The 24145-nt window shown below is 52.7% G+C and carries 18 protein-coding genes and 1 pseudogene; 6 read left to right on the top strand and 13 right to left on the bottom strand.

Features of this window, described 5'->3' with window-relative positions:
* Positions 1 to 6 precede the first annotated feature (6 nt).
* The 4 genes from OGY33_RS11285 to poxB form a co-directional block, all read right to left on the bottom strand.
* Positions 7 to 1020 carry a 3-beta-hydroxysteroid dehydrogenase gene (locus OGY33_RS11285; protein WP_003834312.1) on the bottom strand — a complete coding sequence of 338 codons (1014 nt, stop codon included), beginning with the start codon at positions 1018 to 1020 and terminating at the stop codon, positions 7 to 9.
* 97 nt (positions 1021 to 1117) lie between these two features.
* On the bottom strand, positions 1118 to 2548 hold the full coding sequence (locus OGY33_RS11280; RefSeq protein ID WP_048216410.1) for an SDR family oxidoreductase: 1431 nt from the start codon (positions 2546 to 2548) through the stop codon (positions 1118 to 1120).
* A 10-nt stretch (positions 2549 to 2558) separates the two neighbouring features.
* A complete protein-coding gene (gene ltaE / locus OGY33_RS11275; protein WP_191238307.1) occupies positions 2559 to 3560 on the bottom strand; it encodes a low-specificity L-threonine aldolase in 1002 nt (333 codons plus the stop codon).
* 155 nt (positions 3561 to 3715) lie between these two features.
* A complete protein-coding gene (gene poxB / locus OGY33_RS11270) occupies positions 3716 to 5434 on the bottom strand; it encodes a ubiquinone-dependent pyruvate dehydrogenase (RefSeq protein ID WP_032943955.1) in 1719 nt (572 codons plus the stop codon).
* A gap of 152 nt (positions 5435 to 5586) precedes the next feature.
* On the opposite strand from poxB, the gene OGY33_RS11265 reads away from it, so the two are divergent.
* Positions 5587 to 6021, top strand: a complete 435-nt coding sequence (locus OGY33_RS11265) for a DoxX family protein (RefSeq protein WP_003834302.1) — start codon at positions 5587 to 5589, stop codon at positions 6019 to 6021.
* A 74-nt stretch (positions 6022 to 6095) separates the two neighbouring features.
* On the opposite strand, the gene OGY33_RS11260 is transcribed toward OGY33_RS11265, so the two are convergent.
* The 5 genes from OGY33_RS11260 to aqpZ all read right to left on the bottom strand — a co-directional run bounded on the left by OGY33_RS11260 (position 6096) and on the right by aqpZ (position 12539).
* On the bottom strand, positions 6096 to 7709 hold the full coding sequence (locus OGY33_RS11260; protein WP_048215943.1) for an FAD-NAD(P)-binding protein: 1614 nt from the start codon (positions 7707 to 7709) through the stop codon (positions 6096 to 6098).
* A gap of 179 nt (positions 7710 to 7888) precedes the next feature.
* Complete coding sequence (gene hcr / locus OGY33_RS11255; protein ID WP_003027256.1) at positions 7889 to 8857, bottom strand: NADH oxidoreductase; 969 nt, start codon at positions 8855 to 8857, stop codon at positions 7889 to 7891.
* A 10-nt stretch (positions 8858 to 8867) separates the two neighbouring features.
* Complete coding sequence (gene hcp, locus OGY33_RS11250) at positions 8868 to 10520, bottom strand: hydroxylamine reductase (RefSeq protein WP_008785224.1); 1653 nt, start codon at positions 10518 to 10520, stop codon at positions 8868 to 8870.
* 155 nt (positions 10521 to 10675) lie between these two features.
* A complete protein-coding gene (locus OGY33_RS11245; RefSeq protein ID WP_191238308.1) occupies positions 10676 to 11575 on the bottom strand; it encodes a LysO family transporter in 900 nt (299 codons plus the stop codon).
* A gap of 268 nt (positions 11576 to 11843) precedes the next feature.
* Complete coding sequence (gene aqpZ, locus OGY33_RS11240) at positions 11844 to 12539, bottom strand: aquaporin Z (protein WP_003840208.1); 696 nt, start codon at positions 12537 to 12539, stop codon at positions 11844 to 11846.
* Positions 12540 to 12910: 371 nt separating this feature from the next.
* Here aqpZ and OGY33_RS11235 point away from each other — a divergent pair, with 371 nt between their 5' ends.
* A complete protein-coding gene (locus tag OGY33_RS11235; RefSeq protein WP_003834292.1) occupies positions 12911 to 14569 on the top strand; it encodes an ATP-dependent endonuclease in 1659 nt (552 codons plus the stop codon).
* Here OGY33_RS11235 and OGY33_RS11230 read toward each other — a convergent pair.
* Positions 14566 to 15513, bottom strand: a complete 948-nt coding sequence (locus OGY33_RS11230; RefSeq protein ID WP_149607997.1) for a VirK/YbjX family protein — start codon at positions 15511 to 15513, stop codon at positions 14566 to 14568. The two genes, OGY33_RS11235 and OGY33_RS11230, sit on opposite strands and share 4 nt — an antisense overlap.
* A 159-nt stretch (positions 15514 to 15672) precedes the next feature.
* On the opposite strand from OGY33_RS11230, the gene macA reads away from it, so the two are divergent.
* Both macA and macB read left to right on the top strand, forming a co-directional pair.
* The gene (macA, locus tag OGY33_RS11225) at positions 15673 to 16788 is read left to right on the top strand and encodes a macrolide transporter subunit MacA (RefSeq protein ID WP_008785219.1); all 1116 of its coding nucleotides are present in this window, start codon (positions 15673 to 15675) and stop codon (positions 16786 to 16788) included.
* Complete coding sequence (macB, locus tag OGY33_RS11220; RefSeq protein ID WP_048215946.1) at positions 16785 to 18731, top strand: macrolide ABC transporter ATP-binding protein/permease MacB; 1947 nt, start codon at positions 16785 to 16787, stop codon at positions 18729 to 18731. Before macA ends, macB begins: the two co-directional genes overlap by 4 nt.
* Positions 18732 to 18805: 74 nt before the next feature.
* Here macB and cspD read toward each other — a convergent pair whose 3' ends face one another.
* On the bottom strand, positions 18806 to 19030 hold the full coding sequence (cspD, locus tag OGY33_RS11215) for a cold shock-like protein CspD (RefSeq protein WP_003834283.1): 225 nt from the start codon (positions 19028 to 19030) through the stop codon (positions 18806 to 18808).
* A gap of 323 nt (positions 19031 to 19353) precedes the next feature.
* Between cspD and clpS the strand changes: the two genes are divergently transcribed.
* Together clpS and clpA are read left to right on the top strand one after the other, a co-directional pair.
* Complete coding sequence (gene clpS, locus OGY33_RS11210; protein WP_003036810.1) at positions 19354 to 19674, top strand: ATP-dependent Clp protease adapter ClpS; 321 nt, start codon at positions 19354 to 19356, stop codon at positions 19672 to 19674.
* Between the two features lie 30 nt (positions 19675 to 19704).
* Positions 19705 to 21981: an ATP-dependent Clp protease ATP-binding subunit ClpA gene (gene clpA / locus OGY33_RS11205; RefSeq protein ID WP_003036804.1), complete on the top strand. Its 2277-nt coding sequence runs from the start codon at positions 19705 to 19707 to the stop codon at positions 21979 to 21981.
* 203 nt (positions 21982 to 22184) lie between these two features.
* Here clpA and OGY33_RS11200 read toward each other — a convergent pair.
* Positions 22185 to 22923 (bottom strand): annotated as a pseudogene (locus OGY33_RS11200) (phage integrase); the annotation flags it as partial.
* 11 nt (positions 22924 to 22934) lie between these two features.
* Positions 22935 to 24082 (bottom strand): IS3 family transposase gene (locus OGY33_RS11195; protein ID WP_191238548.1). Its coding sequence is split into 2 segments (ribosomal slippage): positions 22935 to 23845 and positions 23845 to 24082, totalling 1149 coding nucleotides; the frame shifts between segments, so codons are not numbered across the junction.
* Between the last annotated feature and the right edge of the window lie 63 nt (positions 24083 to 24145).

The raw sequence follows: 24145 nt of genomic DNA, 5'->3' as shown, positions 1-24145 counted from the left end.
ATCAGCCTAACGCGGCAGCTTACCGTGGTCGCGCAGCCAGGCCGCGGTACGCTCAATCCCTTCATCCAGCGTCACAACTGGCTGATAACCTAACTCTTCCTGGGCGCGGCTGGTATCCAGCGTAAAGTCAAAATTCAGCTTCGAAACGCCGTAATGCGTAAGCTTTGGCTCTTTCGCCGATTTATTGCCTAAACGCTCCATGCTGCGGGCAATCATGTCCAGCATCGGGTAGGGCACGGAGCGGATACGGCAATCAATATTCAGCTCGTCGATAAGTTTCTGCACAATACTGCGCAGGGTGCGATGTTCACCGTTGGTTATATTGTACGCGCGACCCGACGGCAGCTTATCGCAGGCTTCCTGACTCGCCAGCCACATCGCGTGAACCGCGTTCTCGTAATAGGTCATATCCACCAGCGCACTCCCGCCGTGCGGCAACAGGATGCTGCCGTAGTGGTACATCATATGGGCGAGGCGGGGAATAAAGACTTTATCGTGAGGTCCGAACAAGCTTTGTGGGCGCAAGACAGTAAAGCGAGTCTGCGGGTTGGCCTGGGCGAGCAGCGCAATCACCTCTTCACCAGCCGCTTTGCTGCGGGCGAATTCGTTGGCGAAGCGATGGGGACGGAAGTCTTCTTTGATATCGCGATGATGGTGATAATCAAAATACAGCGACGGAGAGGAGATATGAATAAAGTTACGTACGCCCCAGGCTACGGCCCACTCGCCCAGACGGCGGGTAGCACGAACGTTGGCCAGATCAAAAGCTTCCTGAGTTCCCCATGGAGAGGTGAAACTGGAGCAGTGCCACAGCGTGTCAATGCCGGCCAGCATCACTTTTGCCTGCGAAGAAACCAGCTCGGTCAAATCCGCATGCACAAACTCTGCGCCCATTTTCTCCAGCAGCTTGCCCATCGCTTCGTTGCGACCGGTGGCTCTGACGCTGACGCCTTTGCTGCATAAAAACTCAACCGCGTTTCGGCCCAAGCCGCTGGTGGCTCCGGTAACCAGTACCTTCATATCAATCCACTGTGTTTAAAAAACGTCGTGCGCATTCTTCCGTGAATTACGCCTGTATGCAATGGGAAACATGAAAGAATACAGGCTCTTTTTATCATTAGTCTGTGATTTGTTCTGCAAGTTTGGCTATACGCTTCGCCATCCCCCTGAAAATGAACAGGTGGGCGGGGATCATCAACAGCCAGTAGAAGAGGCCAGGCATACCGTGCGGATGCCACCACGCGCGTACATCAATGCGTCGGTGATCGCCTTTATCTTCCAGTGTGAAGCTCAGGCGACCCAGTCCCGGCGCTTTCATCCCAAACAGCAGCGTCAGCTGTTTCTCCGGCTCAACGATGATGACTTTCCAGCTATCAACGGTGTCGCCAACTTGCAATAGTGGGTGTTCGGGACGACCTTTTGCCAGCTTATGGCCGACCAGCAGGTCCAACGCCGCGCGCGTCTTCCATAGAATATTGCCAAAGAAATAGCCTTCTTTGCCGCCGAGTCGATTCACAACCTGCCACAGCGCTTTTGTGCTGGCAGAGGTTTCAACGCTAAAGCCAGCTTGTTTGGCGAAATAGCCATATTCTGGACGCCAGCGGGCAAACGCCTGTGCGTCGTAACCCCAGTCGCTGGAGTTGACCAGTTTCTCTTCTTCCTTCAACGTGCTGCGCACCGCGTCATCAAAGGCAATCAGTTTTTGAGGGATCAGCGCACGTAATTCGGTGTCATCGGCCAGCAGGTCGTGTTTTAAGCCCTGGATCAGCGCTTTGGCCGTGGTTGGCGGCACTGACGTAATGACGTTTAAAAACCAGACCGAAATCCAGCGGGTAGGAAAGGGGATGGGGATGAGCAGGCGATGTTTACCGCTGACCGCCATAAAATGCTCGAACTGTTCCTGATAGCTCAACACCTGCGGCCCGGCGGCTTCGAGGACGCGGTGATGTGGTGTGGGGTTTTCCAACAATGCCACCAGATAGTACATTAAATTCTCCAGCGCGATAGGCGTGGTACGCGAGCGTACCCAGCGTGGAGGGGTGAGAACCGGCAGGTTGTAAACCATATCGCGCATGACTTCAAAGGCAGCGGAACCCGCTCCCACGATAATGCCCGCGCGCAATTCCGTCATTGGCACGCCTGACTCGCGCAAGGTGTCCGCGGTTATCTGTCGTGCACGCAGATGATCGGATTGTTCATGCCGGGGAGCCTGCAATGAGCTCAGGAAAATAAGCTGTTTAACTGGCGTATTACGCAGCGCATCGCGCACGTTCATCGCCACCTGGCGTTCGTGGGCGATAAAATCACCGCCTTCGCCCATACCATGAACCAGATAATAAACCGTATCAACACCCGTCAGCAGCGGGGTGAGGTTATCTGGCCAATTCAAATCGACCTTGTGGCAACTGACATTGGCCAGTTGCTGCTTTTCCAGCCGTTCAATGCGACGTGCCGCAGCCAACACCTGATGCCCTTGCTGACTGAGCGCCTGTACTAAATGCTGACCAATGTAGCCACTGGCGCCAAGAACCAAAATCCGTTGCGGCACGCCCATCTCCTTATTGGGTTAAAAAAGCGCGCCAGTGGGCGACGACTTCAGCAAGTTGTTCACGTGATACGTCCAGGTGCATCACCAGGCGCACAATCGGGGAGGCGTTAATCAGCACACCTTGCGCTTTCATATACTCGCCCAGCGCGGTAGCGTGCTCTTCGCCAACGCGAACAAACAGCATATTGGTATCGTGGCGCATGACGTCTGCGCCTGCTTCGCGCAGCTGTTCCGCCATCCAGGCGGCGTTGTCATGATCTTCCTGCAAACGCGCCACGTTATTTTTCAACGCATACAGTCCGGCTGCAGCCAGAATCCCAGCCTGACGCATTCCGCCGCCGGTCATTTTGCGCCAGCGAATAGCGCGTTTGATGTACTCGTGGCTGCCGGCCAGCAGTGAACCAACGGGGGTACCGAGGCCTTTGGAGAGGCAAATGGTGAACGAATCACAGTATTGCGTGACATCTTTAAGTTCACAGCCGTAGGCGACGATGGCGTTAAAAATACGTGCGCCGTCGACGTGCAGGGCAAGATTACGCTCACGGGTGAATTCCCAGGCGTCTTTCAGATACTCGCGCGGCAGCACTTTGCCGTTGTGGGTATTTTCCAGACTGAGCAAGCGGGTGCGGGCAAAGTGGATATCGTCCGCTTTGATTTTCGCAGCTACTTTGTCCAGAGGCAGGGAGCCATCTGGTGCGGCGTCGATAGGTTGCGGTTGAATGCTACCGAGCACCGCTGCGCCACCTGCTTCGTAGAGATAGTTATGCGCGCCCTGACCGGCAATGTACTCTTCGCCACGCTGACAATGGCTGAGCAGCGCCACCAGGTTAGCCTGAGTACCGGTAGGTAAGAAAATAGCGGCTTCTTTACCAGAAAGTTTTGCGGCGTATTGCTGGAGGGCGTTAACGGTAGGGTCGTCTCCATATACGTCATCCCCGACTGGGGCTGCCATCATCTCTTCCAGCATGGCGCGACTCGGCCGGGTGACGGTATCACTGCGTAAATCAATCATGGTGTCTCCTTATTACACTTCATCCTTCAAGCTGCCTCGGCGTTGGCCGCACCCTTAAACCCCAGTCACATAGTATACCTATGCTCCTGGGGATTTTCGGGCTAGCCGCCTTGAGGCATCATGAATGATTTTGTGTGTGATTTAATAAGGATGTTTTACCTGAGCCAGTTCGTTTTCGCCAGTTCGATCACTTCATCACCGCGTCCACTGATGATTGCACGCAGCATATACAGGCTAAAACCTTTGGCCTGTTCGAGTTTGATCTGCGGCGGGATCGCCAGCTCTTCTTTCGCCACCACCACATCGACCAGCACCGGGCCGTCAATCGACATCGCCCTTTGTAGCGCTTCATCAACCTCTGAGGATTTTTCCACGCGAATGCCTGTAATGCCACAGGCTTCGGCAATCCGCGCGAAGTTGGTGTCGTGCAGTTCAGTGCCGTCGGTCAGATAACCGCCAGCCTTCATCTCCATCGCCACAAATCCCAGTACGCTGTTGTTGAAGACAATAATCTTCACCGGCAGCTTCATTTGGACAACCGACAGAAAGTCTCCCATCAGCATGCTAAAGCCGCCGTCACCGCACATTGCCACAACCTGGCGTCCTGGTTCGGTCGCTTGTGCGCCGAGTGCCTGCGGCATGGCATTCGCCATCGACCCGTGGTTAAACGATCCGAGCAGGCGACGTTTGCCGTTCATTTTCAGATAGCGTGCTGCCCACACCGTTGGCGTACCAACGTCGCAGGTAAAGATGGCATCGTCAGCGGCAAAGTGGCTGATCTGCTGCGCCAGATACTGCGGGTGAATGGCTTTATCGCTGGGTTTGGCTAAATCATCCAGCCCTTTACGCGCCTCGCGATAGTGCTCCAGCGCTTTGTCCAGGAATTGCCGCTCGGTTTTCTCTTCCACCAGAGGCAGTAGGGCACGGAGAGTGGATTTAATATCGCCTACCAGCGCCATATCCACTTTACTGTGCGCGCCAATGCTCGCCGGATTGATATCAATCTGAATAATTTTGGCGTCGGTGGGGTAGAACGGGCGATAGGGGAACTGGGTGCCAAGTAGGATCAGCGTGTCGGCATTCATCATGGTATGGAAGCCGGATGAAAAGCCAATCAGCCCGGTCATACCCACATCATAGGGGTTATCGTACTCAACATGCTCTTTACCACGCAGGGCGTGAACAATCGGCGCTTTAATTTTAGCCGCAAACTCAACCAGCTCTTTATGCGCACCGGCGCAGCCGCTGCCGCACATCAGGGCGATATTGCTGGAGTAGCGCAGCAGTTGCGCCAGTTTTCTCAGCTCTTCTTCTTGTGGAGTCACCACCGGGAGCGGTGCATGATACCAGTGCGTGGTGGCGCTTTCAGGTGCAGGTTTTAGCGCCACGTCACCGGGTAAAACCACCACCGAGACGCCACGATTTAATACGGCTTTACGCATGGCAATGGCGAGTACCTGCGGGATCTGTTCTGGGCTGGAAACCAGCTCGCAATAGTGGCTACATTCGCGGAACAACTCTTGCGGGTGGGTCTCCTGAAAATAACCGCTGCCTATTTCACTGGAGGGAATATGCGCGGCGATTGCCAGTACCGGGACGTGGTTACGGTGACAATCAAACAGCCCGTTGATCAGGTGCAGGTTGCCTGGCCCGCACGAGCCTGCGCAGACGGCCAGTTCGCCCGTCAACTGCGCTTCAGCGCCCGCAGCGAAGGCTGCAACCTCTTCATGACGGGTTGGCATCCAGTCAATTGTTCCCATACGATTCAGACTGTCACTCAGACCATTTAGCGAGTCACCCGTTACACCCCAAATGCGTTTTACGCCAGCCTGTTCGAGTGTTTTAGCAATAAAAGCGGCAACCGTTTGTTTCATGGTTTTCCTTCTCCTCTAATGTGATACCGGTTACAAGTTTAGATGAAGATAATAGTTATGCTTCTCATTTCCCCCTTATTTCCGGCAGGTTTCATTTAACCTGTATTAAGCGTAGTTTGTTTTGGACATGGTGAAACAAGGAATAAATTCAAATGGTTATAAAACTATTAAATTCAGTTAACCGAGTACTGACTCACGAAGATTTTGGCAAGTTATTGTTACGCTTTGCCGTAGGTGGGTTGATGCTGTTTCATGGGCTGCATAAACTCTTTGCGGGTATTGATGGCATCAGCGGTATGTTGATAGCGAAAGGTTTCCCTGGCTTTATTGCGTATGGCGTTCTGTTGGGAGAGGTCGTGGCACCGTGTCTGATTATTCTTGGCATCCTGACGCGTCCGGCGGCGTTGGGGCTGGCGTTTACGATGGTTGTGGCATGGCTGATGGTCGGGATGGGGGAAACCTGGACACTGGATAAAACCGGTGCATGGGCGATTGAAAGTCTGGTTTATTTCTTTATCGGCGCGCTGGCCGTGGCGTTTTTGGGGGCGGGGCGTTACTCCGTTGCCGGGAATTCTGCCTGGCGATAGTTACCATCTGAGAGTCAATACCGAGGCGGGAAAGCGTAGCATTGCTCCGCCTCGTCGTTCAATTTGTCGCTAATCTATATGTCGTCACTGTTCCATAGTTTGTGCCGACGTCTCAGCGCTCGCTGCGTCAATGCCCTTGCCATCGCGGCGCCTATTTCAGCGCTGACCACCAGTCCCTGAATAAACGGACGATCGTGCATTAACCACGGCAGCCCGCCAAAAGCGATGCGATTGCGGGCGTTTTCCGGCGCTTGCAGCGTGTAATCTTCGCCGATATCCGGGATCTCATCGCCACAGGCCAGCAGTTGATCGCGTAGCGTTGGGAACGGGATATCTTTGCTCTGCAATGCCCGTTGTCCTCGGGCGTCAATAAACACATCAAATTCGCTGCGCTGACCGTGGTGGGAAATTACCGTCATTTCCTGTTCATTCATGCGCTCATAATCTGTGCCAAGCGCGAGGATCTCAATCAGCCCAGCTTCGTGCAGCGCCAGCAGTCGGCGAACTGACTCTGACGGGATTGCCGCATAGTTATCAATAAATACCCGCGCCAGTCCGCGCTTGAAACGTTTTTCGTCGCGGGCATCAAGATGAGGGACTATCTCCTCGATAACCTCGTGCAGGCGCAGCAAGGTATAGCGCCAGGCGACGGTATGTTGTTTCTGCTTGTTGCGCTCAACTTCTACCAGGTTACGTCTCGCCCAGTCAAAAGGGTCATGCCTGAGCCTGTCGGCGAAATAGACTTCGGGGAACGTGTCGGCGTTAAGCGTCGCAAGCGCCACCTGTTGGCACCAGCCTGGCGCTGCGTCTTGCAGTTGTTGCGCCATAAGCTGAAAGATGCGGTCCAGTAATCCGTTTTGTCCATGGGCAATGGCATCTTCAATTGCTTCTGGCGTCGCGATATTCAGCGATTCATACGGAAGGGGGCAGTAAAAATCCGCTTCAGGCAGTACCCCGCTGCGCGACATCAGGGTCAGTTTCAGGTTTTGACTGTCGGATTTAGGTGTGAATTGCAGTGAATGGTCGGTATTGGTAGTGAAGGTGCCATGCTGACTGGCCACAGCCATCGCTGCGTCGATAGCACTTAACGAGGTGCCCAGAATCCCTACCCGGCAAGCACCAATCTGCGCGTCCATCAGACCGGTCCACGGACTGGGGAAAAATTTGCGTTCCTGAGCATCCGTTTCAGGCCACAGATGACCAGTGGCGATAGCGGCGAAATCCACCTCAACGGGCTGTGACGCGTGGTTGATCCACAAAGAAACCCCATTCGGGTCTGCTCGCAGGTCGGTGACTTCGCTTGATTCATGTACGCGAATCGTGAAACCGGCTTGTTGCGCTTTCTCGACAATGGCTAAAAAACGATCGCGATAATAGTCGCCGAGGATCACGCGGGGCAAAAATTGCCGCTCATGCAAAGACGCGCGTTCAATCTGAAACTGGGCCAGATAGTCATCACTTTGATTCTGAAGCCACGTCAGATAACTGATATAGATCGGTGGGATCTCAATGCTGGCTATATTTGCCAGCATGTGGTCTGCGTTGTTGTCGCTATTGTAAGGCATGCCAACGCCCGCCTCTTCAGCTTGCTCGTAAAGCTCTATTTCCAGCGGTTCACCGCGCTCAACCAGGGCATGAAACGTATAAATCCCGGTGGGACCGACGCCGACAATGGCCACTTTTTTCATGGGGATCCTTGTAGAAAGTTCGACGTGCTAGTCGGGTATTATGTTTAATCTGCGCAGGGTAAGTGTGGTCGATAATTTGCGGGGAGAGTGAAAACATCAGAATTTTGCAACGCCTGACAGCATAAAAAAAGGCCACCCGGTACAGCCAGGCGGCCTTTTGCACATCAGATCCCGGCCAATTACGCCAGCACTAAATCACCCTGCGGATGACAGGAACAAGCCAGCACATAACCTTCAGCGATTTCTGCGTCGGTCAGCGTCATAGTGCTGCTGACCGTGTAGTTACCGTCAACCACTTTGGTTTTGCAGCAGCCGCAAACACCTGCACGGCATGCGGCGACAACCGGAACCTTGTTGCTTTCCAGCGCTTCCAGCAGCGTACTGCCCACTGGCGCGTAGAACTCTTTCGCCGGCTGTAGCTTGGTAAACTTCAGGCCACTGGTGGCGGCTTCGGCAACAGGTGTGAAGAACTGCTCTTTAAAGAAGCGCGTCACACCTAGCGCTTTGACTTCTTTCTCGACCAGATCCATATACGGTGCCGGGCCACAGGTCATCACGGTACGCGAGGTCAGATCCGGTACGCTTTTCAGCAGTTCGGTCGTCAGTCGGCCGGAAACAAAACCTTCTGTGGCATTGTTTTCAGCAACTAATGTCACCGGATATTCGCGCCACTCGTCGGCAAAAATGACATCTTGCGGCGAGCGAACGTTAAAGATTACCTGTACATCCGCTTGTGGGCGGTACTTTGCCAACCAGCGACGCATTGACATGATTGGCGTAACACCACAGCCGGCGGCCAGCATCAGGAACTTGTCTTCCGCTTTATCTTCACAGGTGAACTCACCCATTGCATCGGACAGCCAGATATAGTCGCCGCGCTTCACGTCGCGGGTTAGCCACTGTGAACCTGCGCCATCGTCAATCCGGCGGATGGTCAACGTGATGTACTCGCTAACGCCCGGCGTTGAAGAAATGGTGTAAGCACGCAGCGTATCCGCTGAATTACGTACGCTGACCAGTGCATATTGCCCGGCGCGGTAAGGATAATAATCGTGGCATAGCAACGAAATTGTCCATACATCCGGCGTTTCCTGATGGATGTGGTGAACCTGCATCCGCCATGGGCACTGATGAGTTGGCATTGTCATTCTTTACTCCTTACGCGCTCAGCAGTTGCTTCATGTCTTCTTCAACGGTGGTCACGGAACGCAGACCAAATTTCTCGTTGAGAACTGCCAGCAGATCCGGTGTGAAGAAACCAGGTGCAGTCGGGCCAGTGACGATGTTTTTCACGCCCAGAGACAGCAGGGTCAGCAGAATAACAATCGCTTTCTGTTCGAACCAGGAGAGCACCAGAGACAGCGGCAGATCGTTCACGCCACAGCCCAGTTTCTCAGCCAGGGTTACCGCCAGGATGATGGCAGAGTAAGCATCGTTACACTGACCAGCATCCACCAGACGCGGCAGGCCTTCGATATCGCCGAACTCCAGTTTGTTGAAGCGGTATTTACCGCAAGCAAGGGTCAGGATCAGGCAGTCATCCGGCACGCTGGTGGCGAAGTCGGTGAAGTAGTTACGTTCACCACGTGCACCGTCACAACCGCCAACCAGGAAGATGTGACGCAGTTTTTCGCGGCTCACCAGGTCGATCAGGGTATCAGCAGCGCCCAGCAGAGTCTGACGACCGAAACCTACGGTGATCAGGTGCGGGATTTCGCTGTACGGGAAGCCAGCCATCTGCTGTGCCTGAGCGATAACCGGACCGAAGTTGTCGCCTTCGAGGTGGCTCACACCCGGCCAACCGACGATGCTACGGGTCCAGATACGGTCGTCGTACGCGCCAACGGTCGGGTCTATGATGCAGTTAGAGGTCATGACGATCGGACCTGGGAAGCGGGCAAACTCTACCTGCTGGTTCTGCCAGCCGCTGCCGTAGTTGCCGATCAGGTGCTTGAACTTACGCAGTTCCGGGTAGCCGTGCGCCGGCAGCATTTCACCGTGGGTATAAACGTTAACACCGGTACCTTCGGTCTGCTCCAGCAGGTTGTACAGATCTTTCAGGTCGTGACCGGAGATCAGGATGCACTTACCTTCGGTTGCTTTTACGTTGACCTGAGTCGGGGTCGGGTGGCCGTATTTGGTGGTTTCACCGGCGTCCAGAATGCTCATCACTTTGAAGTTCATCTGGCCGATTTCCATTGAACACTCCAGCAGAGCGTTCATATCGGCAGGCCAGGTACCCAGCCACGCCATGATTTTGTGGTACTGAGCGTAGATTTCGTTGTCGTACTGACCGAGAACGTGCGCGTGCTCCATGTAAGCTGCCGCACCTTTCAGGCCGTACAGACACAGCAGACGCAGGCCGAGAATGTTCTCGCCGATGGCTGCTTTGTCTTTGTTCGGGGTAAATTCAGCGGCCTGACGTTGCAGGTCGCCCAGATCGTCGCTGACCAGTTGCAGATCGGCCATCGGGTTGGTGACCGCTGCGTTCGCGTCGATGTTCAGGCATTGCGCTTTTAGGGCGTCGCGCATGGCGATAGCTTCACGGGCATAGCCAACAATACGCGGGGAATCGAAGTTAACGTTAGTCAGCGTGGAGAAGAATGCACGCGGCGCAAAGTTATCAACCTCATGGTCGATAATGCCGTATTCACGTGCTTTAACAGCCCATGCAGACAGACCTTGTAGGGAAGCAATCAGCAGATCCTGCAAATCGGAGGTTTCAGCCGTTTTACCGCACATACCCTGCGCGTAAGAGCAGCCGTTTCCTGCCGGAGTACGGATGGTTTGTTCACATTGCACACAAAACATGGTCACACCTTTTAAAGTTATATTTAATATACATGTTTAAGGTTATGCCTGTGCGCGAAGGGATAAAAGGGATTTCTGCTACTACTTGCAGGGAGATTGATTTAGCGCAATTTTGGCGGTAGCTGACTACCGCCAGAGAGGTATTTGTCCCGGCGTCAGGCGGAGAAAAACGCCATCAGCAGAGGCACTAACAGACTCAGAATAAAGCCGTGGACGATGGCTGCCGGGACCATTTCCAGACCGCCGCTGCGTTGTAAAACGGGCAGGGTGAAATCCATTGATGTCGCGCCGCATAATCCCAGCGCGGTAGAGCGGCTGCGGCCCACCATTCCTGGAATCAACATAATGGCGATCAGCTCACGGGCCAGGTCGTTAAAGAAGGCGGCACTACCAATTATGGGCCCGAACGATTCGGTTAACAGAATACCGGACAGGGAATACCAGCCAAAACCTGATGCCATCGCCAGCGCGGTTTTCAGCGGCAGACCGAGGATCAAGGCATTGATAACCCCCGCCAGCATCGAACTGGCGACGACGACGACGGCCACGATCATCCCCCGACGGTTCAACACAATTTGCTTTAAGGTCATGCCGCTGTTGCGCAGTTGAATCCCCACCAGGAACAGTAAAAAGATTAACGTATATTCGCTGGCTTCGGTGGCATGCTGCAGAATGGGAAGCCCAGTGAGGCCGAGCAGGAAGCCGATGACGACGACGCCGCAAAGCTGAAGCGACTCAAGCGCCATTGCAATTCGCGAGGGGAGCTTTTCTTGCTTGTGGTTGTGTCTCCAGGGCAGCGAACGCTCCAGCCAGAACAGCGCCGCAATATTACACAGTATAATGACCGTCACGCTGACCGCAGAATAATGAAGAATGGCTAACAGGTTGCTGGCGAGATTATCCAGAAACGCCAGGCTAATACCCATAAAAAAGAGAATAAGGTAGACGATCCAGCTTAACAGGCGATTGATAAGTTGTAATGCAGCCCTGTGCCGGAGCGGAATAAGGTAGCCCACAATAAGGGGAACCAGAATGATTAACAGCCCTGAAAACATGAAAATCAGATCCTTGCTGAGAAGTAAGACGAAATGCGTCACTATAACCTAAATAATTCAAGTTGCAGGAAGGCGGCAAGGGAGTGAATCCCCGGGAGCGTACATAAGTACGTGACTGGGGGGAGCGAGCGCAGTCAACACATCTGCAACTTGAAGTATAACGGGTATACACACTACTCAATGCAAAGAGGGGAGTAAAGTTGCAAATAAAAGGAAATATAGAGAGGAAAAAAAAGACCTGACTTTCGCCAGGCCTTTTTGTTAGCGATTAATCGCGTTTTTCCAGCAGGGTGCGGTAAATAAGACCGCCGAGAACCCCACCGATAATCGGCATGACCCAGAAGAACCACAATTGTTGCAATGCCCAGCCGCCCTGGAAAATGGCTACTGCGGTACTACGTGCCGGGTTCACGGAGGTGTTGGTGACCGGAATACTGATCAAGTGAATCAGTGTTAACGCCAGACCAATTGCGATAGGTGCAAAACCTGCCGGAGCATGTTTATCGGTCGCGCCGTGGATCACTAATAAGAAACCTGCGGTCAGAATAATTTCAATGACGACGGCAGAAAGCATGGAATAACCGCCTGGTGAATGTTCACCAAAGCCGTTCGAAGCAAAACCACTGGCCGTTGCATCAAAACCTGCTTTACCGCTGGCAATAAGATACAGTGCCGCAGCTGCAACAATACCGCCTACAACCTGAGCAATAACGTAACCAATAACATCTTTTGCCGGGAAACGACCGCCAGCCCATAAACCGAAGGTTACCGCCGGGTTAAAATGCCCACCTGAAATATGACCCACAGCGAATGCCATGGTTAATACTGTCAGGCCGAATGCCAGCGCGACACCGGCAAATCCAATTCCCAATTCCGGGAATGCGGCTGCCAGCACTGCACTACCGCACCCACCAAAAACGAGCCAAAACGTACCGAAGAATTCAGCTGCTAATTTCCTGAACATAACCACCTCAATTAAAAGTTCCGGGTTCGTGTTCCTTGCCCGGTAATTCATCGCTAAAAGGGACGATGATGAAAGAGCGGGTATTTTAGAAAAAAATATCATCCCTTCGCCAGTTAAATTGATGAAAAAATTTGATTTAAGGCAATATGTTGCGATTCCTTTTTGAATCTTGGGTGAATGAAGCATAGTTCAATTAGCGAAAGGACGATGATTAAGTTCTGAAATTATATTCAGGAGAAAACATAAGAAGAATATTCTTATTTTTTTTGCTTTTGCGATTCACACCAGATTGATATCGGGTGTCCTGAGCGACCGCTTGCCGTTATACTCCTGATAACTTGAAGGAAAAAGTTAGCATTTCCGGAGGCTATATGATTCTCGAACGCGTTGAGATTGTTGGATTTCGCGGTATTAACCGTCTGTCGTTGATGCTGGAGCAGAGCAACGTGCTGATTGGGGAGAACGCGTGGGGTAAATCCAGTCTGCTGGATGCCTTGACCCTGCTGCTGTCGCCGGAGTCAGACTTGTATCATTTTGTCCGCGAGGATTTCTGGTTCCCGCCGGGTGATATACAGGGCAGGGAACACCACCTGCACATTATCCTGACGTTTCGTGAATCCCAGCCGGGTCGTCACCGGGTGCGTCGCTATCGTCCTCTGGAAGCCAGTTGGACGCCTTGCCAGGATGGCTATCACCGCATTTTTTATCGCCTGGAAGGCGAGTGTGCGGATGACGGTAGCGTTCTGACCTTACGCAGTTTTCTTGATGGCGACGGCCATCCATTACCTCTCGATGACATTAACGATCAGGCGCGCCACCTTGTGCGTCTGATGCCGGTACTGCGTCTGCGCGACGCGCGATTTATGCGACGGATCCGCAACGGTACCGTGCCGGACTCGGCGGATGTCGAAGTCACCGCCCGCCAACTGGATTTTCTGGCGCGTGAGCTGGCTACCCGGCCGCAAAACCTGACCGACGGGCAGATCCGCCAGGGGTTATCGGCCATGGTTCAGTTGTTGGAGCACTATTTTTCCGAGCAGGGGGCTGGCCAGTCCCGCTACCGTCTGATGCGCCGTCGCTCCAATAACGAACAACGGAGCTGGCGCTATCTGGACATTATTAACCGCATGATTGATAAACCCGGCGGACGTACGCACCGGGTTATTCTGTTGGGCCTGTTTTCGACCTTGTTGCAGGCCAAAGGCACGCTAAGGCTGGATAAAGACGCCCGACCTTTACTGCTGGTGGAAGATCCGGAAACGCGTTTACATCCCATCATGCTGTCGGTGGCCTGGCACTTGTTGAATTTACTGCCTCTGCAGCGAGTGGCGACCACCAACTCTGGTGAGCTGCTGTCCCTTACGCCTGTTGAGCATGTTGTTCGTCTGGTACGTGAATCATCCCGCGTCGCTGCCTGGCGGCTGGGGCCGGGTGGGATCAGTGCAGAAGATGGTCGGCGAATCGCATTTCATATTCGTTTTAATCGTGCGTCATCGTTGTTTGCCCGCTGCTGGCTGCTGGTGGAAGGTGAAACGGAAACATGGGTTATTAACGAACTGGCCCGCCAGTGCGGACACCACTTTGATGCAGAAGGGATTAAAGTCATTGAATTTGCCCAGTCCGGTCTTAAGCCGCTGGTTAAATTCGCCCGCCGGATGGGGATAGAGTGGCATGTGCTGGTCGATGGCGATGAAGCCGGGAAAAAGTACGCGGCCACGGTACGTAGCTTATTGAATGACGACAGAGAGGAAGAGCGTGAGCATTTGACCATGCTCCCCGCGCTGGATATGGAACACTTTATGTATCGCCAGGGGTTTGCTGACGTCTTTCACCGGGTGGCGCAAATCCCTGAGAATGTGCCTATGAATATGCGCAAAATTATCTCCAAGGCGATACATCGTTCGTCAAAACCGGATTTAGCCATTGAGGTGGCGATGGAAGCCGGGCGGCGGGGCGTTGATGCGGTGCCAACGCTGCTGCGAAAAATGTTTTCCCGCGTGCTGTGGCTGGCACGCGGCAGAGCGGATTAGTGGCGAAACATCGACGACAGCTGCGAATGGATGCTGTCCAGTAGCTGATAGCGGCGGCGGTATTCTGCGCGTTTTTTGCTGGCAATATCCGCCTCGCTTTTTCGCGCCAGCGTGCGTGGAATATGATAGTACCCGTTGCTGTCGCACTCACCGCCAACCGACTCCCAAAAAGCGTTGTAGTCAGAATGGATCACCTTGTTTTTATCGTGGTAGCGTTGACTGCGAAAGATATGCTGTTCATTACTTACAGCCATAACTTTTTCAATATTCAACTGTTCGGCTAAACGGCAAATGGTTTCCATCACAATACGTTTTGGGAAAATTCCATGGCAGGACTTCGTTGCTTTTTGGATTGCTTCGTGTGGTAGTTGCGCATTGCCCTGCACACCGCCAATAAATAATGTACTTTTCCCATTATATTCGCAGAACGTAAACGTCATTTTGGTTAGCACGTCTCCGTGACCATTGCGCACCTGAATGGTGGCTTCACCCTCTTTATCCAGTACCGGAAACATCATCATGGTGATGGTAAATATATCGCCGTCTTTACCTTCGGTTTGCGCCAGATGTAAGCCGTCATTGCTTAATAAGGCGTTAAATTCAGCGGGTAAGAATGCGTGGCGGATAAAATGGTAATGAAAACGCACCGCATCTAAACGCATTTTGCGGGAGAAGTTTGCCGCAAGATAAGGACGGTGCAAACGAACCGGCAGTCGGGGTTGACGGGCGAGCAGGGGGCCAAGATCCGGCCATTGGGCCAGTTCAGTCATCCATTCCTGAGTGAGACGGGGTATCAATAATGAACGCCAGATAAATTTACGACGAAAGCTCCGTTTATCCCAGCAATGTGCGGGCCGTAAATGACCGCTGCTCAGGCTGAAAAAAAGGCCAAAACGCGTGACTGGTTTGGTGGAAAGAAAAGTGCTTTCAGTTAGTTGACTCATAATATAAATCCGATTGATACCCTTGTACTAATTTCAGCACAGCGGATCTTAACCATTCATCAATAACTCTGTTATTCTTGCGCTTTTCAACGGCGATTTATTTAACGTTGATGTTTAGCACTCCACTCTGGTGGGCGTATTGGGGGAATTGGGACATTTATGAAGCTCAAGGGAAAAATCAAAAAACGCTATTTTCTGTTCGCCGTCATCCTTATTGTGGCGGTAATTGCACTTTGGCGAACGCTTAATGCGCCTTTACCTCAGTATCAAACATTAATTGTTCGACCTGGCGATCTGCAACAAAGCGTGCTGGCGACCGGTAAGCTGGATGCGCTGCGTAAAGTTGACGTCGGGGCACAGGTCAGCGGGCAGTTAAAAACGCTGTCGGTTGCGATTGGCGATAAAGTGAAAAAAGATCAGTTGCTCGGTGTTATCGATCCTGAACAGGCGCAAAACCAAATCAAAGAGGTTGAAGCGACGCTGATGGAATTGCGCGCCCAGCGTTTACAAGCCGAAGCTGAGTGGAAGCTGGCGCGGGTCACTCTCTCCCGCCAACAACAGCTGGCGAAAACTCAGGCCGTTTCACAGCAGGATCTCGACACGGCGGCCACCGAAATGGCGGTCAAACAGGCGCAAATTGGCACAATTGACGCGCAAATTAAGCGTAATCAGGCCTCTCTCGATACGGCAAAAACCAACCTTGATTACACCCGCATCGTTGCGCCAATGGCTGGCGAAGTAACGCAAATTACTACCCTGCAAGGGCAAACCGTTATTGCCGCCCAGCAGGCCCCTAATATTCTGACGCTGGCGGATATGAGCACCATGCTGGTAAAAGCGCAGGTTTCTGAGGCTGATGTAATTCACCTGCATCCTGGGCAAAAGGCCTGGTTTACCGTGCTGGGCGATCCGCAAACACGCTATGAAGGTAAGCTCAAAGATGTTCTTCCGACGCCAGAGAAAGTGAATGATGCGATTTTCTACTATGCCCGCTTCGAAGTTCCCAACCCGAAAGGGATCCTGCGTCTGGATATGACCGCGCAGGTCCATATCCAGCTCACTGATGTCAAAAATGTCCTGACCATCCCGCTGTCGGCGCTGGGCGATCCTATTGGCAACAACCGCTATAACGTCAGACTACTGCGTAACGGCGAAACCCGCGAACGTGAAGTGGTTATCGGCGCGCGTAATGACACCGATGTGGAGATCGTGAAAGGGCTGGAAGAGGGGGATGAAGTCATTACCGGTGAGGGCAACGCTGGAGCTGCAAAATGACAGCATTGCTTGAGCTGAGCCATATCCGCCGCAGCTATCCGTCAGGTGAAGGCCAGGTTGAGGTATTGAAGGACGTATCCTTGAGCATTCAGGCCGGGGAAATGGTGGCGATTGTCGGGGCGTCGGGTTCGGGTAAATCGACGCTGATGAACATTCTCGGCTGTCTGGATAAGCCAACCAGCGGTACGTATCGCGTTGCCGGACGTGATGTCTCTACGCTGGATAGCGATGCGCTAGCGCAACTGCGTCGTGAGCATTTTGGTTTTATCTTCCAGCGCTATCACCTGCTGTCGCATTTAACCGCCGCACAAAACGTTGAGGTACCGGCGGTCTACGCGGGCACTGAACGTAAGCAGCGCCTGGCGCGTGCGCAGGAATTACTCCAGCGGCTGGGGTTGGGTGACCGGGTTGACTATCAACCTTCCCAGCTTTCCGGTGGTCAGCAGCAGCGGGTCAGTATCGCGCGTGCGCTGATGAACGGGGGGCAGGTTATTCTTGCCGATGAACCCACCGGCGCACTGGATAGCCATTCCGGCGAAGAGGTGATGGCGATTTTGCATCAGCTGCGCGATCGCGGGCATACGGTAATTATCGTTACTCACGACAGCCAGGTCGCCGCGCAGGCCGAACGGGTCATTGAAATTCGTGACGGCGAGATTGTGCGCAATCCACCGCCACAGAAACCCTCTGGCGGACGCGATATCGCGGAGCCAACGGTGAAAACGGCATCCGGCTGGAGCCAGTTTGTCAGCGGTTTTCGTGAAGCGCTTACCATGGCCTGGCTGGCAATGGCCGCGAATAAAATGCGAACGCTACTGACCATGCTTGGGATCATTATCGGTATTGCTTCGGTGGTGTCGATCGTGGTGGTAGGCGATGCGGCTAAACAACTGGTACTGGCAGATATTCGCGCTATAGGTACTAACACCATTGATATCTATCCAGGCAAAGACTTCGGCGACGACGATCCGCAATATCAACAGGCGTTGAAGTATGACGATTTGACGGCGCTACAGAAGCAGCCCTGGGTCAGTTCAGTAACGCCTGCGGTGTCGAAGAACCTGCGGTTACGCTATGGCAATATCGACGTTGCTGCCAGTGCTAATGGCGTTAGCGGCGACTATTTCAACGTCTATGGCATGACATTTAGCGAAGGGACCACCTTTAACGCCGAGCAACTGGCGGGGCGCGCTCAGGTGGTGGTGCTCGACAGCAATACCCGTCGTCAGTTGTTCCCCAATAAAGCGAAAGTTGTTGGCGAAGTCGTGCTGGTGGGGAATATGCCTGCTACGGTGATTGGTGTTGCAGAAGAGAAACAGTCGATGTTTGGCAGTAGCAAGATCCTGCGGGTCTGGCTGCCTTACAGCACTATGTCCGGGCGCATTATGGGACAGTCGTGGCTGAACTCGATCACCGTGCGGGTGAAGGATGGTTTCGACAGTGCCCAGGCCGAACAGCAACTGACCCGACTGTTGACGTTGCGCCACGGTAAGAAGGATTTCTTCACCTGGAATATGGACGGCATCTTGAAAACCGCCGAAAAGACCACACGTACATTACAACTCTTCCTGACGCTGGTGGCGGTGATTTCGCTGGTGGTCGGTGGGATTGGCGTGATGAATATTATGCTGGTTTCAGTAACCGAACGAACGCGTGAGATTGGTATTCGTATGGCGGTTGGCGCTCGCGCCAGTGACGTGCTGCAACAGTTCTTAATTGAAGCGGTGTTAGTGTGTCTGGTTGGCGGCGCGTTGGGCATTAGCCTGTCGATGCTGATCGCTTTTACGCTACAGCTATTTCTGCCGGGCTGGGAAATTGGATTCTCACCCGTCGCGCTGTTGACGGCGTTCCTGTGTTCGACTGCAACCGGTGTGTTGTTTGGCTGGTTACCGGCGCGGAATGCGGCACGTCTGGATCCGGTAGATGCTCTGGCGCGGGAATAATGCCACAGAGATAAAAATGCCAGCCGCAAGGGCTGGCATTTTGACTGCGGGATGTACACAATGAGACAGAAGAGCTATGCGACAGCTTCTGTTTCAATGACAGGCACGATGACACTGGCATGATTGCCTTTTGGCCCCTGGTGGACATCAAACTGGACAGACTGTCCGGCTTTTAGCGTTCTGTAACCATCCATTTGAATGGTGGAGTAATGGGCGAAAATATCTTCGCCGCCGCCTTCAGGGCAAATGAAACCAAACCCTTTGGCGTTGTTGAACCACTTAACAGTACCCGTTTCCATACTTCGACATCCTTCGTAAATCTTATATAAGTAAGATGGAATGAACCGGTGGCGGAGTGGGGGCTGTTCAAAACCTCGCCAACTCTCGAAACTACAATTTAGAGAAATCAGGCGGGGCGTCAAGCGCCATGCAGACGGAATAGGGTAAAAATGCATCAAAATTTGAAGCAGTTAACGCTATTGTCGGTTATGTGACAGATGTCGCGGATGGCACTAATAGATGATAGTTATCTAATACTTGAGGTAGATTGATTGTGCGCATAGGCTGCTTGTCAGCGGCAAGATTTTCTGCCGGAAACCGTAACTGAAGATGACGACTGACAATGGGTAAGACGAACGACTGGCTGGATTTCGATCTGCTGGCGGAAGACAAATTGCGCGACGCGCTAAAACCGCCATCTATGTATAAAGTGATATTAGTCAATGATGATTACACTCCGATGGAGTTTGTTATTGACGTGTTACAAAAATTCTTTTCTTATGATGTAGAACGTGCAACGCAACTGATGCTTGCAGTTCACTATCAAGGCAAAGCTATCTGCGGCGTGTTTACTGCCGAAGTGGCTGAAACCAAAGTAGCGATGGTGAACAAATATGCGAGGGAGAACGAGCATCCGTTGCTGTGTACGCTGGAAAAAGCCTGAATGCAGGCATAAACATTGGGGGAGGTGCCTATGCTCAATCAAGAACTGGAACTCAGTTTAAACATGGCTTTCGCCAGAGCGCGCGAGCACCGACATGAGTTTATGACCGTCGAGCACTTGTTACTGGCGTTGCTCAGTAACCCATCGGCCCGCGAAGCGCTGGAAGCGTGTTCTGTGGATCTGGTGGCGCTCCGTCAGGAACTCGAAGCCTTCATTGAACAGACCACACCTGTATTGCCTGCCAGTGAGGAAGAACGCGACACGCAGCCAACGTTGAGTTTTCAGCGTGTACTGCAACGCGCGGTCTTTCATGTTCAGTCCTCCGGGCGCAATGAAGTTACCGGCGCAAATGTGCTGGTCGCTATCTTCAGCGAGCAGGAATCTCAGGCGGCTTATCTGCTGCGTAAGCATGAAGTAAGTCGTCTTGATGTGGTGAATTTTATTTCTCATGGCACGCGCAAAGACGAACCCAGTCAGTCTTCTGACTCTGGGAATCAGCCAAATAACGAAGAGCAAGCTGGCGGGGAGGACCGTATGGAGAACTTCACGACTAACCTTAACCAGCTTGCCCGAGTGGGCGGAATTGATCCGCTCATTGGCCGGGACAAAGAGCTGGAGCGCGCCATTCAGGTACTGTGCCGTCGCAGAAAAAACAACCCGCTGCTGGTGGGAGAGTCTGGTGTCGGTAAAACCGCCATTGCTGAAGGGCTCGCCTGGCGTATCGTCCAGGGTGATGTGCCTGAAATCATGGCTGATTGCACCCTTTACTCCCTGGATATCGGCTCGCTGTTGGCTGGCACCAAATATCGCGGTGATTTTGAGAAACGCTTTAAGGCGCTGCTGAAACAGCTGGAACAGGATACTAACAGTATTCTGTTTATCGATGAGATCCACACCATTATCGGTGCGGGTGCGGCATCGGGCGGCCAGGTGGATGCGGCTAACCTGATCAAGCCGCTGCTCTCCAGCGGTAAGATCCGTGTGATAGGGTCCACGACCTATCAGGAATTCAGCAATATCTTTGAAAAGGACCGTGCGTTAGCGCGCCGTTTCCAGAAAATTGATGTCACTGAGCCATCGGTAGAAGAGACCGTACAGATAATCAACGGTCTGAAGCCAAAATACGAAGCGCACCATGATGTCCGCTATACCGCCAAAGCGGTGCGTGCAGCGGTCGAACTGGCGGTGAAGTACATTAACGATCGTCATCTGCCGGATAAAGCGATTGACGTGATCGATGAGGCGGGCGCGCGTGCGCGTCTGATGCCGGTCAGCAAGCGCAAGAAAACCGTCAACGTGGCGGATATCGAGTCCGTTGTGGCCCGCATTGCGCGGATCCCGGAGAAGAGCGTTTCGCAGAGCGATCGCGACACGCTGAAAAACCTGGGCAACCGTCTGAAAATGCTGGTATTCGGACAGGATAAAGCCATTGAGGCGCTGACTGAAGCGATCAAAATGAGCCGTGCCGGTCTGGGACACGAGCATAAACCAGTTGGTTCGTTCTTGTTTGCCGGACCAACTGGCGTCGGTAAGACCGAAGTCACGGTGCAGTTGTCCAAAGCACTCGGCATTGAACTGCTGCGTTTTGATATGTCCGAATATATGGAACGCCACACCGTCAGCCGCCTGATTGGTGCGCCTCCGGGGTATGTCGGTTTCGACCAGGGCGGTTTGCTGACCGATGCTGTTATTAAGCATCCGCATGCGGTACTGCTGCTGGATGAAATCGAAAAAGCGCACCCGGATGTCTTTAACCTGCTGCTGCAGGTGATGGATAACGGCACGCTGACCGACAATAACGGGCGTAAAGCGGATTTCCGCAACGTGGTGCTGGTCATGACCACCAACGCTGGTGTGCGTGAAACTGAGCGTAAATCGATTGGGTTGATTCATCAGGACAACAGTACTGATGCAATGGGCGAAATCAAAAAAGTGTTTACGCCGGAATTCCGTAACCGTCTCGACAACATTATCTGGTTTGATCATCTCTCTACCGAGGTGATTCATCAGGTTGTTGATAAGTTTATCGTCGAGCTTCAGGTACAGCTGGATCAGAAAGGTGTCTCTCTGGAAGTGAGCCAGGAAGCACGTGACTGGCTGGCAGAGAAAGGCTACGACCGCGCAATGGGCGCACGTCCAATGACGCGTGTGGTCCAGGATAACCTGAAAAAACCATTGGCTAACGAACTGCTGTTCGGTTCGCTGGTGGATGGTGGCCAGGTGACCGTTGCGCTGGATAAAGAGAAAAATGAGCTGACCTATGGCTTCCAGAGTGCGCAAAAGCACAAGCCAGAAGCCGCACATTAATCTTTAATCACCTAATCAGCCGGGCGTAATGCCCGGTTTTTTTTCGCCTGATAAAAGTGATTTGAATTGGGATATTCAGGGAGTTTAAACGGCAGGCAAAAAATAAGCCTGCGTAAGGGCGTTTTTCAGGGCAGGTAACATGGGCTTTCAGCGGTGCAATGCGGGTTTGCGCGGCACGCAAGACCACTGAAAGCCATAATAAATTACCCTACTGTGGACACAGTGTGGACACTCTGGGAGTCAACACCACCACGTAGCGGATTGAGTGAAACAGCATCCTGAAGATACTCCGGGGCAAAGTGCGCATAGACCATTGTCTGCTCTATCCGTGAATGTCCCAGTATTCTCTGCAAGGTGATGATACTCCCGCCGTTAATCATAAAGTGGGTAGCAAAACTGTGACGCAATGCGTGAGTTGCTTGCCCGTCCGGTAGATCTGGTTTTACATCTTTCATTGTTCGCCTGAACTTCGGGTATGAGGCATCAGGGAACAGATAACCCTTACCCGCAATCATTACAGCTACTTCCTCAGAGATAGGGACAGTACGCGGTTTGTTCGTCTTTGTTTTAACGAACGTCACCCGATTCTGTATTACGTTCTCAGCTTTCAATTTCGCGGCCTCACCCCATCGAGCGCCGGTACTTAAACAGAGAATCGCGATTTTCTTGTTGTCCCCGTCAAGATTGGCAAGCAACAATGTTATTTCTTCCTGCGTCAGATAGCCTGTTTCTGGTTTCTGCTCCTTGAGCTTTTTCATCCCTCTGAAAGGGTGTTCACCAAAAAACAGTTCCGCATCAATTAGTGCCGTAAACATGCCACTTAGGCAGGTAAGGTCGCGATTGATACTGGCCGGTTTTATGCCTTGCCCTCTGCGAGTACATGCTGTACTGGCTAATAAGCGCTTTGGTTATCTGGAACGCGCAAGGGTCATCAGTGAATCGCCACGGATAATCTAGACACTTCCGAGCCGTTGATAATACTGGTTTTCATATTCTGTCGGTGACATCTGATTGCTCGAACCATGCCGACGCTTACTGTTATAAAACATTTCGATGTAATCAAAAATATCGCTGCGGGCTTCTTCCCGCGTTCCGTAGATCTTTTTCTTTATCCGTTCGCGTTTCAGCAACTGGAAAAAGCTTTCTGCAACCGCATTATCGTGACAGTTACCGCGACGGCTCATGCTCCCCTCCAGGCCGTGTGATTTCAGGAACGACTGCCACTCATGGCTTGTGTACTGACTGCCCTGGTCCGAATGAACCAGCACCTGTTTTTGGGGATTACGCCGCCATACAGCCATCAGCAGTGCGTTCAGGACAATGTCCTTTGTCATCCGGGATTGCATTGACCAGCCGATAATTTTGCGTGAGAACAGATCAACAACCACAGCAAGATACAGCCAGCCTTCGTGGGTCCTGATGTAGGTTATGTCCGTTACCCAACGCTTATCCGGAGCATCCGGATTGAACTGTCGCTGGAGCCTGTTGGGCGATACGATACTGGCCTCGCCTTTGCGTGCCCACGGGCTCCGGTACCCGACCTGAGCCTTTATCCCGGCACGATTCATCAGTCGCCAGACTCTGTTCACTCCGCACTGTTGACCGCTATCCCGCAAGTCCAGATGGATCTTGCGATAACCATAAACGCAACCGGACTCCAGCCAGAACTGTTTGATCTGTCCCGTCAGTCTCAGATCTACCTGGTGGCGCTGAGAATACGGTTGCTTAAACCAGGCGTAAAAGCCACTGGGATGAACATCCAGCACCCTGCAGAGCAGACGAACAGGCCAGCAACGGGAGTTGTCACGAATAAAGGCGTACCTCAGTCGGACAGCTTTGCGAAGTACGCCGCGGCTTTTTTTAATATGTCCCGTTCGTCAGTAACCCGCTTCAACTCCTTCTGGAGTCGGCGGATCTCGGCCTGAGCATCTGACTGTTCTTTATTAGTGGATGAGTCCGGACCGTACTTCTTTATCCAGGCGTAAAGGCTGTGGGTGGTGATATCGAGACGTGTTGCAACGCTGGAAACAGAATGACCGCGATCAATAACCTGTTTGACTGCTTCAATTTTAAACTCTTCGGGATAACGTTTACCGCTCATGGGCACCTCTCTTTAAGTCATCTTAAATGACTCCGAGGTGTCTGTTAAACCCGTGGCGATTCA

The sequence above is a fragment of the Citrobacter sp. Cpo032 genome (genome assembly GCF_030332975.1).
In the GTDB taxonomy this organism is placed as follows: Bacteria; Pseudomonadota; Gammaproteobacteria; order Enterobacterales; family Enterobacteriaceae; genus Citrobacter; species Citrobacter portucalensis.
The sequence above is the reverse complement of the archived record's forward strand: the minus strand, read 5'-3'. Positions and strand labels throughout refer to the sequence as shown.

What these genes read in the sequence shown, in the direction of transcription:
- OGY33_RS11285 (WP_003834312.1), bottom strand. Translation starts at nt 1,020, where the DNA reads ATGAAGGTACTGGTTACCGGAGCCACCAGCGGCTTGGGCCGAAACGCG.
- macB (WP_048215946.1), top strand. Translation starts at nt 16,785, where the DNA reads ATGACAGCATTGCTTGAGCTGAGCCATATCCGCCGCAGCTATCCGTCA.
- cspD (WP_003834283.1), bottom strand. Translation starts at nt 19,030, where the DNA reads ATGGAAACGGGTACTGTTAAGTGGTTCAACAACGCCAAAGGGTTTGGT.
- hcp (WP_008785224.1), bottom strand. Translation starts at nt 10,520, where the DNA reads ATGTTTTGTGTGCAATGTGAACAAACCATCCGTACTCCGGCAGGAAAC.
- OGY33_RS11260 (WP_048215943.1), bottom strand. Translation starts at nt 7,709, where the DNA reads ATGAAAAAAGTGGCCATTGTCGGCGTCGGTCCCACCGGGATTTATACG.
- aqpZ (WP_003840208.1), bottom strand. Translation starts at nt 12,539, where the DNA reads ATGTTCAGGAAATTAGCAGCTGAATTCTTCGGTACGTTTTGGCTCGTT.
- clpS (WP_003036810.1), top strand. Translation starts at nt 19,354, where the DNA reads ATGGGTAAGACGAACGACTGGCTGGATTTCGATCTGCTGGCGGAAGAC.
- ltaE (WP_191238307.1), bottom strand. Translation starts at nt 3,560, where the DNA reads ATGATTGATTTACGCAGTGATACCGTCACCCGGCCGAGTCGCGCCATG.
- clpA (WP_003036804.1), top strand. Translation starts at nt 19,705, where the DNA reads ATGCTCAATCAAGAACTGGAACTCAGTTTAAACATGGCTTTCGCCAGA.
- hcr (WP_003027256.1), bottom strand. Translation starts at nt 8,857, where the DNA reads ATGACAATGCCAACTCATCAGTGCCCATGGCGGATGCAGGTTCACCAC.
- OGY33_RS11245 (WP_191238308.1), bottom strand. Translation starts at nt 11,575, where the DNA reads ATGTTTTCAGGGCTGTTAATCATTCTGGTTCCCCTTATTGTGGGCTAC.
- poxB (WP_032943955.1), bottom strand. Translation starts at nt 5,434, where the DNA reads ATGAAACAAACGGTTGCCGCTTTTATTGCTAAAACACTCGAACAGGCT.
- OGY33_RS11235 (WP_003834292.1), top strand. Translation starts at nt 12,911, where the DNA reads ATGATTCTCGAACGCGTTGAGATTGTTGGATTTCGCGGTATTAACCGT.
- OGY33_RS11265 (WP_003834302.1), top strand. Translation starts at nt 5,587, where the DNA reads ATGGTTATAAAACTATTAAATTCAGTTAACCGAGTACTGACTCACGAA.
- OGY33_RS11230 (WP_149607997.1), bottom strand. Translation starts at nt 15,513, where the DNA reads ATGAGTCAACTAACTGAAAGCACTTTTCTTTCCACCAAACCAGTCACG.
- macA (WP_008785219.1), top strand. Translation starts at nt 15,673, where the DNA reads ATGAAGCTCAAGGGAAAAATCAAAAAACGCTATTTTCTGTTCGCCGTC.